Annotated in this window: 10 protein-coding genes; 7 read left to right on the top strand and 3 right to left on the bottom strand. The window is 68.1% G+C overall.

From position 1 onward, the window contains the following. Together F790_RS0107110 and F790_RS0107105 are read left to right on the top strand one after the other, a co-directional pair. Positions 1 to 293: integrase core domain-containing protein (locus F790_RS0107110; protein ID WP_019591218.1), on the top strand; the 293-nt coding region annotated here is incomplete at its 5' end. 236 nt (positions 294 to 529) lie between these two features. After that, positions 530 to 1,816, top strand: coding sequence for an integron integrase (locus F790_RS0107105; protein ID WP_019591217.1), 1,287 nt, complete (start codon positions 530 to 532; stop codon positions 1,814 to 1,816). A gap of 96 nt (positions 1,817 to 1,912) precedes the next feature. Here the strand turns inward: F790_RS0107105 and F790_RS0107100 are convergent, their stop codons facing one another. Both F790_RS0107100 and F790_RS0107095 read right to left on the bottom strand, forming a co-directional pair. After that, positions 1,913 to 3,151: a ribonucleotide-diphosphate reductase subunit beta gene (locus tag F790_RS0107100; protein WP_019021936.1), complete on the bottom strand. Its 1,239-nt coding sequence runs from the start codon at positions 3,149 to 3,151 to the stop codon at positions 1,913 to 1,915. Positions 3,152 to 3,214: 63 nt separating this feature from the next. Then, on the bottom strand, positions 3,215 to 6,115 hold the full coding sequence (locus F790_RS0107095; protein ID WP_019591216.1) for a ribonucleoside-diphosphate reductase subunit alpha: 2,901 nt from the start codon (positions 6,113 to 6,115) through the stop codon (positions 3,215 to 3,217). A gap of 349 nt (positions 6,116 to 6,464) precedes the next feature. On the opposite strand from F790_RS0107095, the gene trxB reads away from it, so the two are divergent. The 3 genes from trxB (at position 6,465) to aat (ending at position 9,768) form a co-directional block, all read left to right on the top strand. Beyond that, positions 6,465 to 7,508, top strand: a complete 1,044-nt coding sequence (gene trxB, locus F790_RS0107090) for a thioredoxin-disulfide reductase (protein WP_019591215.1) — start codon at positions 6,465 to 6,467, stop codon at positions 7,506 to 7,508. 13 nt (positions 7,509 to 7,521) lie between these two features. Next, the gene (locus F790_RS0107085) at positions 7,522 to 8,808 is read left to right on the top strand and encodes a GNAT family N-acetyltransferase (protein ID WP_019591214.1); all 1,287 of its coding nucleotides are present in this window, start codon (positions 7,522 to 7,524) and stop codon (positions 8,806 to 8,808) included. A gap of 210 nt (positions 8,809 to 9,018) precedes the next feature. Then, positions 9,019 to 9,768, top strand: a complete 750-nt coding sequence (gene aat / locus F790_RS0107080) for a leucyl/phenylalanyl-tRNA--protein transferase (RefSeq protein WP_018870132.1) — start codon at positions 9,019 to 9,021, stop codon at positions 9,766 to 9,768. Between the two features lie 15 nt (positions 9,769 to 9,783). Here aat and F790_RS0107075 read toward each other — a convergent pair whose 3' ends face one another. Next, a complete protein-coding gene (locus tag F790_RS0107075) occupies positions 9,784 to 10,410 on the bottom strand; it encodes a hypothetical protein (RefSeq protein WP_019591213.1) in 627 nt (208 codons plus the stop codon). A 152-nt stretch (positions 10,411 to 10,562) separates the two neighbouring features. Between F790_RS0107075 and gloA the strand changes: the two genes are divergently transcribed. Both gloA and F790_RS0107065 read left to right on the top strand, forming a co-directional pair. Next, positions 10,563 to 11,063: a lactoylglutathione lyase gene (gloA, locus tag F790_RS0107070; protein ID WP_019591212.1), complete on the top strand. Its 501-nt coding sequence runs from the start codon at positions 10,563 to 10,565 to the stop codon at positions 11,061 to 11,063. A 97-nt stretch (positions 11,064 to 11,160) separates the two neighbouring features. Further along, positions 11,161 to 14,388 (top strand): error-prone DNA polymerase, encoded by a 3,228-nt coding sequence (locus tag F790_RS0107065; protein WP_019591211.1) that lies wholly within the window; start codon positions 11,161 to 11,163, stop codon positions 14,386 to 14,388. The last annotated feature ends 5 nt before the right edge of the window (positions 14,389 to 14,393 follow it).

Raw genomic sequence — 14,393 nt, 5'->3', positions numbered from 1 at the left:
TGTGCGCCGACCACGGGATCGAGCATCGTCTGATCCGGCCGAAACGGCCGCAGACCAACGGAATGGTGGAGCGCTTCAACGGCCGCATCGCCGACTTGCTGCGGACCCGGCGCTTCGGCTCGGGAGAGCATCTGAAGGACACCCTCCAGGACTACCAGCGCCTGTACAACCATCAGATCGGGCAGAAGGCGCTGGGGCACCGAACGCCGGTTGAGACACTCAAGGCCTGGCAACAGGAACGCCCCGATTTATTTCGTAAACGTGTATACAATCAGCCGGGACCCGACAATTAGACAGAATCTGTCATATTGGTGATATACAGAATCTGTATAGCACCTGATTCTCGCAGCGCCGCCCCTTGCTCTGGCAGCCGCTGTTCCTGCAGCATACCCATGAACGAATCATGGATAAACAAGGAGATCGGCTGATGGCGACAGGAAGTCGTGCCGAAAGGGAACGCCGTTTCTGGGAGCGATACCGGAATATGGCAATTTCTCAAGGGGTTACGCCAAAGGCGGTACGCTGGTACGTGGTCCGGGCGGAACGGTTTATCGCGGCGTATCCCGGTCGTCGCCTGGCGGAACTCGGGGCGGAGGAGATCGCTCAGTATCTGACCAGCGAGGGGCAGAAAGCGTCGGTGCAGGGCTGGCAGTTCCGACAGACCGTCGATGCTATACGGATTCTGTATAACATCGTGAAGCCAGAATGGGCGGCACCGCCGGACTGGGAGTTCTGGCGGGATTCGACGCGCACGCTCGACGCGCAACATGCCACCACGGCACGTGAGCTTGCGCCGGTTACGCCGGAAGATTACGCACAACGGGTTGGCGAGACGCGCTTTACTCCGCTCATTCACAAGCATCTTGGTCTCTTTGCACGGCTGGCCTCGGCCATTCGTACACGGGGTATGGCTTTCCGCACAGAGAAGGCCTATCTCGGCTGGGCCTGTCGCTTTCTTTGGCATTTCGAGGAGCGTTCCCCGGACGAGCTTGGCGGTGCGGAAGTGGCCGCGTTTCTGGAACATTTGGTAGTGGAACGGAATGTCGCGGCCAGCACCCAGAACCAGGCGCTCAATGCGCTGGTGTTCCTTTACGAGAAGGTGCTGGAGAAACCCTTGGGCGATCTTGGAGCGTTCAAGCGATCTCGTCGGCCAAAACGGTTGCCGGTGGTTCTTTCGCGCGACGAGGTCAACCGTCTTCTGGCGGAGCTCGACGGCATGCACTGGCTCATCGCCTCCCTGCTCTACGGTTCGGGCATGCGGCTGATGGAGGCGCTTCGTCTGCGCGTCCAGGATGTGGAGTTCGATCAGGGGCTGATCGTGGTGCGGCGAGGCAAGGGCGACAAGGATCGCATCGTCCCATTGCCGCAATCGCTGGCCGGTCGGCTTGCCACACATCTCGAGGAGGTCCGGGTACTGCATCAACGAGACCTGGATGCCGGCTTTGGGGAGGCCCTGCTTCCGGACGCCCTGGCCCGCAAGTACCCCGCGGCAGCACGGGAGTGGCGCTGGCAGTTCGTGTTTCCGAGCGGACGGCTTTCCGTGGACCCGCGAAGCGGTGCAACGCGCCGGCATCACCTGCACGAGACGGCTGTGCAAAAGGCGGTGACGTCTGCGGCCCGGCGGGCGGATATCGCAAAGAAGGCGAGCTGCCACACCTTGCGCCACAGTTTTGCCACACATCTGCTTGAGGGCGGTTACGACATCCGCACGGTGCAGGAATTGCTGGGCCACAACGATGTGGCTACGACCCAGATTTACACGCACGTGCTGAACCGGGGCGGTCTGGCGGTGCGCAGCCCGCTGGACCTGGCGTAACGTTCCACAAAAAAGGGCGCCATCCTGCGGCGCCCTCTTCTGTTGCTGCGTGGCCATCTCCCTGGCTCCGCTTCGTTGGGTCTCGGCCTCGCCGGGTCAGTCCCAGCTCAGCGCGCCCCCGGTCTGGTATTCCGTTACCCGGGTCTCGAAGAAGTTCTTCTCCTTCTTCAGGTCGAGCACTTCGCTCATCCAGGGGAACGGGTTGTCGGCGCCGGGGTACAGCTCGGCCAGGCCGATCTGGGCGCAGCGGCGGTTGGCGATGAAGTGCAGGTACTCCTCGAACATGGGGGCGTTCATGCCGAGCACGCCGCGGGGCATGGTGTCGCGGGCGTACTGGGCTTCCAGTTCCACCGCGTCGGCGATCATGTTGCGCATTTCGTTCTTGAAGTCTTCGGTCCACAGGTGCGGGTTCTCGACCTTGATCTGGTTGATCACGTCGATGCCGAAGTTCATGTGCATGGATTCGTCGCGCAGGATGTACTGGAACTGCTCGGCGACGCCGGTCATCTTGTTGCGCCGGCCCATGGAGAGGATCTGCACGAAGCCGACGTAGAAGAAGATGCCCTCGAAGATCACGTAGAAGGCGATCAGTTCGCGCAGCAGCTTCTGGTCCGCGTCGGGGGTGCCGGTGCGGAAGTTGGGGTCGGCCAGGTGCTTGGTGAACGGCAGGGCCCACTCCGCCTTGGTGGCCACCGAGGGGACCTCGCGGTACATGTTGAAGATCTCGCCTTCATCCAGGCCCAGGCTTTCCACGCAGTACTGGTAGGCGTGGGTGTGCAGCGCTTCCTCGAAGGCCTGGCGCAGCAGGTACTGGCGGCACTCGGGGTTGGTGATGTGGCGGTACACGGCCAGCACCAGGTTGTTGGCCACCAGCGAGTCGGCGGTGGAGAAGAAGCCGAGGTTGCGCTTGACGATGGTGCGCTCGTCCTCGGTGAGCCCATTCGGGTCCTTCCACAGGGCGATGTCCGCGTTCATGTTGATTTCCTGCGGCATCCAGTGGTTGGCGCAGCCGTCCAGGTACTTCTGCCACGCCCACTGGTACTTGAAGGGCACCAGCTGGTTGAGGTCGGCGTTGCAGTTGATGATCTTCTTGTCGTCCACGCGGATGCGCTCGGCGCCGCGCTCGATGTCCTCGAGGCCGGTGCCGGTCAGGGCTTCTTCATCGTAGTCGGGCGCGGGGCCGCCGGCGTTCTCGGGCTCGGGCGAGACGCTGGGGGCGGCGCCGGCGGTGGTCATCAGGTCTTCGTTTTCCTGGAAGCCCATGCCCGGACGGACCTTGGGTTCCTGCTGGTTTTCGCCTTTGATCGCGGCGATCGGATCGTCCCAGGACAGCATGTGCGTTCTCCTTGTCGATTCGGTGTTACGTGTTCGGTGTTCGGTTGAGGTCGGGGGCCTGCCTTACTGGCAGGCCTCGCAGTCGGGGTCGAGTACGGAGCAGGCGGCCGCGGAGTCGGAGCCCGCGGTGCTGTCGCCGGGGCCGCCGGTCACGGCGTTGAGCTTGTTGGCGCGCGAGGAGTCGGCGACGGTGCTCTTCTCCACGTGGGTCGCACCCATGGAGCGCAGGTAGTAGGTGGTCTTGAGACCGCGCACCCAGGCCAGCTTGTACAGGGCGTCCAGCTTGGGCCCGGAGGGCTCGGCCATGTACAGGTTCAGGCTCTGCGCCTGGTCGATCCACTTCTGCCGGCGCGAGGCGGCCTCGACCAGCCAGCGGGTATCCAGCTCGAAGGCGGTGGCGTACAGCGCCTTGAGGTCCTCGGGCACGCGGTCCAGGGGCTGCAGCGAGCCGTCGTAGTACTTGAGGTCGTTGACCATCACCTCGTCCCACAGGCCGCGGTCCTTCAGGTCGTGGACCAGGTAGGGGTTGATGACGGTGAACTCGCCCGACAGGTTCGATTTGACGAACAGGTTCTGGTAGGTCGGCTCGATCGACTGGCTGACCCCGCAGATGTTGGAGATGGTCGCGGTGGGCGCGATGGCCATGGTGTTGGAGTTGCGCATGCCCATGGTCTTCACGCGCTCGCGCAGGCTCTCCCAGTCCATGCGCTGGGTGCGGTCCATCTGCAGGTAGTCACCGCGCGACTCGGCCAGCTTGTCGATCGAGTCGATCGGCAGGATGCCCTGGCTCCACAGGCTGCCGGGGAAGCTCTCGTAGCGGCCGCGTTCCTCGGCCAGGTCGGTGGAGGCCTTGATGGAGTACCAGGAGATGGCCTCCATGGACGTGTCGGCGAACTCCACGGCTTCTTCCGAGGCGTACGGGATGCGCTGCAGGTACAGGGCGTCCTGGAAGCCCATCACGCCCAGGCCCACCGGGCGATGGCGCAGGTTGGAGCGCCGCGCCTGGGGCACGGAGTAGTAGTTGTAGTCGATCACGTTGTCGAGCATGCGCATGGCCGTGTTCACGGTCTTCTCGAGCTTGGCGTGATCGAACTGGCCGTTCTCGTCCACGTGCGCGGCCAGGTTGACCGAGCCCAGGTTGCACACCGCGATCTCGTCGTCCGAGGTGTTCAGGGTGATCTCGGTGCACAGGTTGGAGCTGTGGACCACGCCGGCGTGCTGCTGCGGGCTGCGCAGGTTGCACGGGTCCTTGAAGGTCATCCACGGATGGCCGGTCTCGAACAGCATGCCGAGCATCTTGCGCCACAGGTCGACCGCGTTGAGGGTCTTGTACACCTTGATCTCGCCGCGCGCGGCCTTCTCTTCGTACTCGCAGTAGCGCTTCTCGAACTCCTCGCCCACCAGGTCGTGCAGGTCGGGGGTCTCGTTGGGCGAGAACAGGGTCCACTGGCCCTCCTCGGCCACGCGCTTCATGAACAGGTCCGGGATCCAGTTGGCGCTGTTCATGTCGTGGGTGCGGCGGCGGTCGTCGCCGGTGTTCTTGCGCAGCTCGATGAACTCCTCGACATCGATGTGCCAGGTCTCGAGGTAGGCGCACACCGCGCCCTTGCGCTTGCCGCCCTGGTTCACGGCCACGGCGGTGTCGTTGGCCACCTTGAGGAACGGGACCACGCCCTGGGACTTGCCGTTGGTGCCCTTGATATGGGCGCCCATGCCGCGCACGCGGGTCCAGTCGTTGCCCAGCCCGCCGGCAAACTTGGACAGCAGCGCGTTGTCGCGGACGGCGCTGTAGATGCCGTCGAGGTCGTCCGGCACGCTGGTCAGGTAGCAGCTGGAGAGCTGCGGGCGCAGGGTGCCGGAGTTGAACAGCGTCGGCGTGGAGCTCATGAAGTCGAAGCTGGACAGCAGCTCGTAGAACTCGATGGCGCGCGCCTCGCGATCGATCTCGTTGATCGCCAGACCCATGGCCACGCGCATGAAGAACGCCTGCGGCAGTTCGAAGCGCACCTCGTCGCTGTGGATGAAGTAGCGGTCATACAGGGTCTGCAGGCCGAGATAGGTGAACTGCAGGTCGCGCTCGGGCTTGAGCGCGGCGCCCAGCTTGTCGAGGTCGTAGCGGGTCAGCTCGTCGTCCACCAGCTCGAGCTCGGCGGCGCGGCGGATGTAGGCGCCGAAGTACTCCGGATAGCGCTCGGCGAGCTGGGCCTGGGTGGCCTCCTCGCGGCGGCCGGAGACAAAACTCAGGGCCTCGCGCCGCAGGTTGTCCAGCAGCAGGCGGGCGGTGACCTCGGAGTAGTTGGGCTCCTGCTCGATCATTACGCGCGCGGCCATCACCAGCGCGGTGCCCACGTCCTTCTCGTGCACGCCGTCGAACAGGTTGCGGCGTGCTTCCTTGAGGATGCGCTCGCCTTCCACCTGGTCGATGCCGTCGCAGGCCTCGTCGACCACCGCCTTGAGGCGCTGCTCGTCCAGCGGCGAGCGGGTGCCGTCGGCGCGGGTCACGTGGACCACCGGCGCCTCGGCCTCCTCCGCCGGGCCCTGCTCGGCGGCCTCGGCGGCGCGCTTCTGCGCCTGCTGCTCGCGGTACAGCACGTAGGCGCGGGCCACCTTGTGATGGCCGCCGCGCATCAGCGCCAGTTCCACCTGGTCCTGGATATCCTCGATGTGGACGGTGGTGCCCTGGGTGCCGGCGCGGCGGAACAGGTTGTCGCTCACCTGCGCGGACAGCTCCTTGACGATGTCGTGGATGCGCCGGCTGGCCGCGGCGTTGCCGCCTTCCACCGCGAGGAAGGCCTTGGTGATGGCGACCTCGATCTTGGCCGGGTCAAAGCTGGTGACCTTGCCGTTGCGGCGGATCACCTGATGCTGGCCGGGGCTGGTGGCCATCACTTCCGCCGAGGGCTCGGACTGCGGCGGATAGGTCGTGTCCTGTGCGGATTCGGCAGTCTGGGTGTCGCTGTACATGGGGGCAGGCCTCGCGCGAAACGGTCATCTGGAAAAATCTGGGGTCATCGCCCGGCGATGACGTGGAATACTATAGATCGGGGATCGAGCTCTTGCCAGCCACTACATATAGTACTCGGCGAAATAACAAGCGGGGAACAACCTGTGGACAACTTAGGGGATTCGGCGTCCTGCCGCGGCTGGCGCGAGGGCCGCGGTTGTCCACCGGCGGCCCCATGTAGTGATGGCCCGGGGTCACGATCGGGGCGGAACGGGTTCATGAAATTCGCTTATCGCAACGGGTGTTGGACAAGCCTGCCCCGCGCCCCAATAATCCCGCCCATACGACCGATTTCATGGAGCGAGCAAAATGAGTGACGAGAAGCAGCCCGCGGGCATCATGGCCGCCACCGGGGCGGTGCAGGTTTCCTCCGAGAGCGACGAAGCCGCCAGCAAGTCCGGCGGGAACGAGCGCCATTGCCCGCTGCTGATCCTGGGCTCCGGCCCGGCCGGCTGGACCGCCGCGGTGTACGCCGCCCGCGCCAACCTCAACCCGGTCGTCGTCACCGGTCTGGAACAGGGCGGCCAGCTGATGACCACCACCGACGTGGACAACTGGCCGGGCGACGACCAGGGCGTCCAGGGCCCCGAGCTGATGGAGCGCATGAAGAAGCACGCCGAGCGCTTCGACACCACGGTGATCAACGATCACGTGCACACCGTGGACCTGAACCAGCGTCCGTTCCGCCTGACCGGGGACCAGGCTACCTACACCGCGGATGCGCTGATCATCTCCACCGGCGCCTCGGCGCAGTACCTGGGGCTGGAGTCGGAGACGACCTTCGCCGGCAAGGGCGTGTCCGCCTGCGCGACCTGCGACGGCTTCTTCTACCGCAACCAGAAGGTGGCGGTGATCGGCGGCGGCAACACCGCCGTGGAAGAGGCGCTGTACCTGTCCAACATCGCCTCCGAGGTAACCCTGGTCCACCGGCGCGATTCGCTGCGCGCGGAGAAGATCCTGCAGGACAAGCTGTTCGAGAAGGAAAAGAACGGCAACGTGAACATCGAGTGGAACCACAACCTCGACGAGATCCTGGGCGACCAGACCGGCGTGACCGGCGCGCGCCTGAAGCACGCGCAAAGCGGCGAGACCAAGGATATCGACGTGATGGGCGTGTTCATCGCCATCGGCCACAAGCCCAACACCGACATCTTCCAGGGCCAGCTGGACATGGAGAACGGCTACATCAAGGTGAAGGGCGGCCAAAACGGCGGCGCCACCGCCACCAGCGTGCCGGGCGTGTTCGCCGCGGGCGACGTGATGGACCACATCTACCGCCAGGCCGTGACCTCCGCGGGCACCGGCTGCATGGCCGCCCTGGACGCGGAGAAATACCTCGACGAACAGCTGTGACGCGGACACGGCGGTGAGCGAGGAGCACTCGTCCGACGATCCCGGTACCTCGGGCGCGGAAGCCCGTGCGGCGACCGGTGAAGACGGTCCGCCCGCCGGGGTGGACGAGCGCATCGAGCTGCGCGACGGTCTGGGCGAGCTCGACCCCGCCGCGTGGGATGCCCTCACCGGCGGGCGCGAGCCGTTTCTGCGCCATGCCTTCCTCGAGGGGCTGGAGCGCCACGAGTGCCTGGGGCGGGCCTATGGCTGGTTCCCCCAGCACGTGCTGATCTTCCACGACGACGCGCTGGTGGCTGCCGCCCCCGCCTACGCCAAGACCAACAACTACGGCGAGTTCGTCTTCGACTTCGCCTGGGAAGGGGCCTGGCAGCGCCAGGGCCTGCAGTATTACCCCAAGCTGGTGGTCGCGGTGCCCTACACCCCGGCCACCGGTCCCCGTCTGCTGGTGCACCCCGAGGCCCCCGACCCGGACCGCCTGCGCCGCCAGCTGCTGCGCGCGCTGGTCTCGCGCGGGCGCGAGCTGGAGGCCTCCGGGGTCCACGTGCTGTTCCCCGAGTCCGCCGACCGCGAGGCGCTGGCCCCGCTGGGGCTGCCCGAGCGCATGGGCTGCCAGTACCACTGGACCAACGCCGCAGACGGCGGCTACGCGGATTTCGAGGCGTTTCTCGCCGCGCTGTCGTCGAAAAAACGCAAGAACATCAAGCGCGAACGCCGGCGCGTGGCGGAAGCCGGCATCACCTTCCGTACCGTCACCGGAGCCACCGGCTCGCCGGAGGACTGGGCGCGCTTCCATCGCTTCTACGTGGACACCTTCGAGAAGCACATGGGCATCCCCACGCTCACCGAGGCGTTCTTCGTGGAGACGGCCGCCGCACTGGGCGATCAGGTGGTGCTGTTCGAGGCCCGCCGCCCGGAGAATGGCGATGGTGAGGATGGCGACGGCGAGACCATCGCCGCCGCGCTGTGCTACCGCAGCCACGACACCCTGTACGGGCGCTTCTGGGGCGCCACCGAGGAGCTGGACGCCCTGCATTTCGAGACCTGCTACTACCAGGGCATCGAGTTCTGCATCCGCGAAGGGCTCACGCGCTTCGAGCCCGGCGCCCAGGGCGAGCACAAGATCCCGCGCGGCTTCCTGCCCACGCCCACCTGGTCGGTCCACGCGGTCCTGACCCCGGGCTTCGACGGGCCGGTGCGCGATTTCTGCGAACGCGAGGCGGACCTGATGCGCAGCCACTGCGAGCGCCTGCACGAGCATTCACCCTATCGCCAGGGAGAATCCGGCCATGCCCCCGATTAACCCCGCGATTAATCCCGTAGGAGGCCAGCCTCTGGCCGATCCGGCGCAGGAGATTGTCCGGACGCACAATCGGCCGGAGGGCCGGCCTCCCACCGCCGTAGGAGGCCAGCCCTCTGGCCGATCCGGCACCGCCCGACCTACCCCGGTAGGAGGCCAGCCCTCTGGCCGATCCGGCGCTGGCCGATCCGGCACCGACCGATCAGGCGCCGCATGAGCCCCCGCAGCCCCATCACCCTCCCCTGGCTGGATCCGGATCACCCGGAGGCGCCGTTCCCGCCGGCGGAGACCGCGCTGGACGAGCCCAACGGCCTGCTCGCCGCCGGCGGCGATCTCTCGGTGCCGCGCCTGGTCAACGCCTACCGCAGCGGGATCTTCCCCTGGTTCGAGGCCGGCCAGCCGATCCTGTGGTGGAGCCCCGACCCGCGGGCGGTGCTGGAACCACGCGCCTTCCGCATCCGCCGCTCGCTGCGCAAGACCCTGCGCAACGCCGGCTACACCGTCACCTTCGACCGCGCCTTCGAGCGCGTGATCGCCGGCTGTGCCGGCCCGCGCGCCCGCTCCGCCGGCACCTGGATCACCCAGAGCATGCAGGAGGCCTATACCGCGCTGCATCGCGTGGGCCATGCGCATTCGGTGGAGGTGTGGGACGGCCCGCGGCTGATCGGCGGGCTCTACGGGGTGGCCGCGGGCCGGCTGTTCTGCGGCGAGTCCATGTTCAGCCTCGAGCGCGACGCCTCGAAGATTGCCCTCGCCTGGCTGTGCCGCCACATGGTGGCCCGGGACTGGCCGCTGATCGACACCCAGATGGCCACCGAACACCTGGTGAACCTGGGCGCGATCGAACTCCCGCGCGACACGTTCCTCCGCCGGATCCGCCCCCTGGTCGCCGACCGGACCGTGCCGCCGCCGGGCCCCTGGACGCTCGACCCGGACCTGCATCCGCTGGACCCGGAGTGGTAGACCCCGGGCAGACCGTCACTGGCGACAAAACGGCCCCACCTGCCAGAACCGTCGGCAGCGGAACTCGGACTCGCAGCTCTCCAGCTGGCTCGCATAGCGACTGGCGCGGTCACGCACCTGACGCGCGGCGCGCTGCACCCCGAGCTTGCCGCGATAGCTGCCGCGGTTATAGCCGCCCTGCCCCTCGTGGTAGGCGAGATACAGGTGCTCCGGGTTATGCAGGGAAACCCCGGTCATGCGCCGGGTGCGCTCGTTGTACCAGCCGATGAAGTCGGTCGCGTGCTTCATGTGCGTGCGCCGGGCGAAGCGGCTGCCGGCGTCCTCGCGGTATTCGCCCCAGACGGGGTCCTGGGCCTGGGCATAGCCATAGGCCGAGGACGGCCGGCGCCACGGGATGATCCCCAGCAGGCGCTCGCGCGGCGGGCGCACGTGGCTGCGGAACGAGGACTCCTGCTGGATGATCGCCATCTGCGTGGCAATGGGCGTGCCCCATTGCTCCCGGGAGTCCAGGGCGTAGTCGTACCAGCGCGGTTCCTCGCGGAAGATCTCGCAGATGTTGCTCTGATCCTGCGGCGGCGAGGGCGAGAGCATCGCGCAGCCGCTGGCCGTCAGCACCAGGGCCAGAAGGGCCAGGGCCCGCATTGCCAGTCGTGAGTTCACCCCGATCTCCGTATTCTTCCCTTGCGATCCGCGCAGTATAGGACAGCACGCACCGGCCGGGCAGTTGCGGGAGACGCCGGGGGCGTGTTCCATTCTCCCGACCCATCCCATTCGGCCGAACAAAGGATCCGCACATGAGCGACAACCCCACCGCAGGCTTCCGCTTCAACCACACCATGCTGCGCGTGAAGGACCCCGACGCGTCGCTGGATTTCTACCGCCGCGTGTTCGGCATGGAGCTGGTGAAGACCCTGGACTTCCCGGAATTCGAGTTCACGCTGTATTTCCTCGCGTGTCAGGACGACGACGAACCCGCCCCGCCGCAGGACGAGGGCGAACGCACCCGCTGGATGTTCAGCCAGCGCGGCATCCTCGAGCTGACCTACAACTACGGCACCGAGAAGGATCCGGACTTCCACTACCACGACGGCAATGCCGAACCGCAGGGCTTCGGCCACATCTGCTTCTCGGTGCCCGACCTGGACGCCGCGGTGCGCTGGTTCGACCAGAACGATGTGGAGTTCGTGAAGCGCCCCGACGAGGGCGGGCTGAAGGATATCGCCTTCGTGAAGGACCTCGACGGCTACTGGATCGAGATCCTGGAGCCCGCGCGCCTCACCGGCCTGGGGCGCTGATCCCCCGCCACCCCGAAGCCCCCTGACAGCCCTCGCCGTCCCCCGGATTCCGGGGGGCGGCTTGCTTCGCCCGTGATACTGTACAAATATACAGTATATGGACGAACGCGCACCCGAAGCCGACACCGCCCCGGCCTTTGCCGAGCTGACGGCGCTGAGCAACTTCTCGTTCCTGCGCGGGGCCTCGCACCCGGAGGAGCTGGTGGAGCGCGCGGCGGCGCTGGGCTATCGCGCGCTGGCGCTGACCGACATCGCCTCGCTGGCGGGCCTGGTGCGCGCGCACGAGGCGGCGCAGCGCACCGGCGTGCACCTGATCGCGGGCGCCCGCCTGCAGCTGGCCGACGGCCCCGAACTGACCGTGCTGGTGCGCGACCGCACGGGCTATGCCGCCCTGTGCCGCCTGATCACCACCGCGCGCGGGGCCGCGGACAAGGGCGAGCACCACCTGACCCGGGCGGATCTGGAGGCGGTCCCGGAAGCGGAGCGCGCCGGCTGGCACGTGCTGCTGCATCTGTGGCCGGACTCCGACACGGCCGATCCCGACGACGCAGCGGCCTGGCTGCGGGCATGGGCCGCGCCCGGGCAGGGGCATCTGGCGGTGGCACTGCTGCGTACGCCCGGGGATCCGGCGCAGATCGCCCGGGCACGGCAGCTCGCGCAGGCACACGACCTGCCGGTGACGGCCTGCGGCGACGTGCACATGCATGCGCGCGGACGGCGCGCGCTGCAGGACGTGCTGACCGCGCTGCGCCACCGCTGTACCGTGGCGCAGGCGGCCGACCGGCTGTTCCCCAACGGCGAACGCGGCCTGCGCCCGCGCGCGGATCTGGCCACGCTGTATCCCGCCGCCTGGCTGCATCATGCGGTCGCCATCGCGACCGACTGCCGCTTCTCCCTGGACGAACTCGAATACCACTACCCCACCGACCCGCTGCCGCCCGGGCGCACCGCCACCGAGTACCTGCGCGAGGAGAGCCTGCGCGGGGCCCGCAAGCGCTGGCCCGACGGCATCCCGGAGGCGGTGCAGGCGCAGATCGAGCGCGAGCTGGGCATCATCGCCGAGCTGGGCTACGAACCCTACTTCCTCACCGTGTACGACATCGTGCGCTTCGCGCGCAGCCGCGGGATCCTGTGCCAGGGGCGGGGTTCGGCGGCCAACTCGGCGGTGTGCTACGCGCTGGGCATCACCGCGGTGGATCCGTCGCGCTCGAGCATGCTGTTCGAGCGCTTCATCTCCGCCGAGCGCGGCGAGCCACCGGATATCGACGTCGACTTCGAGCACGAGCGCCGCGAGGAGGTGATCCAGTACATCTACCGGCGCTACGGCCGCGACCGCGCGGCACTGGCCTGCACCGTGATCCGCTACCGCCGCCGCAGCGCCCTGCGCGACGTGGGCCGGGCGCTGGGGCTCTCGCGCGCGCGACTGGACGCGCTGACGGCCAACCTCGCCTGGTGGGACGAGGGCATCCCGGCCGAACGCCTGCGCGAGGTCGGCCTGGAACCCGACGGCGCCCTGGCCCGCCAGTGGCAGGCCCTGACCGCCGAGCTGGTCGGCTTCCCGCGGCATCTGTCGCAGCACACCGGGGGCTTCGTGATCGCCGCCGGGCGGCTCGACGAGCTGGTGCCGATCGAGAACGCGGCGATGCCCGAACGCAGCGTGATCCAGTGGGACAAGGACGACCTCGACGCCGCCGGCCTGCTGAAGATCGACGTTCTGTCGCTGGGGATGCTCTCCTGCGTGCGCCGCGCGCTGGAGCTGATGCACCGGCACCGCGGCCGCGACTGGGGCCTGGCCGACATCCCGGCCGAGGACCCGGCGGTCTACGCGATGCTGCAGAAGGCCGACAGCCTGGGGGTGTTCCAGATCGAGTCGCGCGCGCAGATGAGCATGCTGCCGCGGCTGAAGCCGAAGAACTTCTACGACCTGGTGATCGAGATCGCCATCGTGCGTCCCGGCCCGATCCAGGGCGAGATGGTGCATCCCTACCTCAAGCGCCGGGCGCACCCCGAGCGGGTGCGCTTCCCCAATGCGGAGATCGAGCGGGTGCTGGGGCGCACCCTGGGCGTGCCCATCTTCCAGGAACAGGTGATCGAGCTGGCGATGGTGGCGGCCGGGTTCTCCGCCGGCGAGGCCGACGGGCTGCGCCGCTCCATCGGCGCCTGGCGCCGCCGCGGGGATCTCGGGCGCTGGCGCGAGCGGCTGCTGGAGGGGATGCGCGAGCGCGGCTATTCCGCCGAGTTCGCCGAGCGGCTGTATCGCCAGATCCTCGGCTTCGGCGAATACGGCTTCCCCGAATCGCACTCCGCCAGCTTCGCGCTGATCACCTGGGTCTCGGCCTGGCTGAAGTGCTTCGAGCCGGCGATCTTCGCCTGCGCGCTGCTCAACAGCCAGCCGATGGGCTTCTACGGCCCGGCGCAGATCGTGGCCGATGCCCGCCGTCACGGCGTGGAGGTGCGCCCGGTGGACGTGAACCACAGCCAGCCGGAATGCAGCCTGGAGGCCGCCGGTGACTCACCGGATACGCCGGACGCGCCGGACGTGCCGGATGCCCCGCTGGCCCTGCGCCTGGGCTTCAACCGCGTCCAGGGCCTGCGTCGGGAGGTCGCCGGACGCATCCACGCGGCCCGCGCCGAGGGCCCGTTCAGCGACGTGCCCGAGCTGGTCGCACGCGCCCGGCTGAGCCGCGCCGAGGCCGGCCGGCTGGCACGCGCCGGGGCCCTGGCCGGGCTGGCCGGCAACCGCCACCAGGCGCGCTGGGCCGCCGATGCGGTGGAGGCCCCGCTGCCGCTGTTCGAGGGCCTGCCGCAACACGCCGAGCCCGCCGACGCCCCGCACGAGCCACGCGAGCCGCGCGAGCCGGGGCAGGCCGGGGACGACGCCCGCACGCCCCTGCTGCCGGTGCCCGACGCGGTGGACGACCTGGTCCAGGACTACGCCACCACCGGCCTCACGCTGGGGCCGCACCCGCTGGCCCTGCTGCGCCCGCAGCTCGAACGCCGGCGCCTGCCGGACTCCGCGACGCTTTCCGCGCGCCGGCGCCCCGGCCCGGCGCGCTACGCGGGTCTGGTGATCACCCGCCAGCGCCCGGGCTCGGCCAACGGCACCGTATTCCTGACCCTGGAGGACGAACACGGCACGCTGAACGTGATCGTCTGGCCCGACCGCGTGGAACGCTTCCGCCCCGAGGTCCTGCGCGGCCAGCTGCTGGAGATCGACGGCGAATGGCAATGGGCCGACGGCGTCGGCCACCTGGTCGCCCGCCGCCTCACCGACCGCAGCACCTGGCTGGGCGAGCTGGTCACCCGCTCCCGCGACTTCGGCTAACGGCC

Source organism: Thioalkalivibrio sp. ALE20, from assembly GCF_000381405.1.
Lineage (GTDB): Bacteria > Pseudomonadota > Gammaproteobacteria > Ectothiorhodospirales > Ectothiorhodospiraceae > Thioalkalivibrio.
The sequence above is the reverse complement of the archived record's forward strand: the minus strand, read 5'-3'. Positions and strand labels throughout refer to the sequence as shown.

What these genes read in the sequence shown, in the direction of transcription:
- aat (WP_018870132.1), top strand. Translation starts at nt 9,019, where the DNA reads ATGAGCCCCCGCAGCCCCATCACCCTCCCCTGGCTGGATCCGGATCAC.
- F790_RS0107100 (WP_019021936.1), bottom strand. Translation starts at nt 3,151, where the DNA reads ATGCTGTCCTGGGACGATCCGATCGCCGCGATCAAAGGCGAAAACCAG.
- gloA (WP_019591212.1), top strand. Translation starts at nt 10,563, where the DNA reads ATGAGCGACAACCCCACCGCAGGCTTCCGCTTCAACCACACCATGCTG.
- F790_RS0107065 (WP_019591211.1), top strand. Translation starts at nt 11,161, where the DNA reads ATGGACGAACGCGCACCCGAAGCCGACACCGCCCCGGCCTTTGCCGAG.
- F790_RS0107075 (WP_019591213.1), bottom strand. Translation starts at nt 10,410, where the DNA reads ATGCGGGCCCTGGCCCTTCTGGCCCTGGTGCTGACGGCCAGCGGCTGC.
- F790_RS0107095 (WP_019591216.1), bottom strand. Translation starts at nt 6,115, where the DNA reads ATGTACAGCGACACCCAGACTGCCGAATCCGCACAGGACACGACCTAT.
- trxB (WP_019591215.1), top strand. Translation starts at nt 6,465, where the DNA reads ATGAGTGACGAGAAGCAGCCCGCGGGCATCATGGCCGCCACCGGGGCG.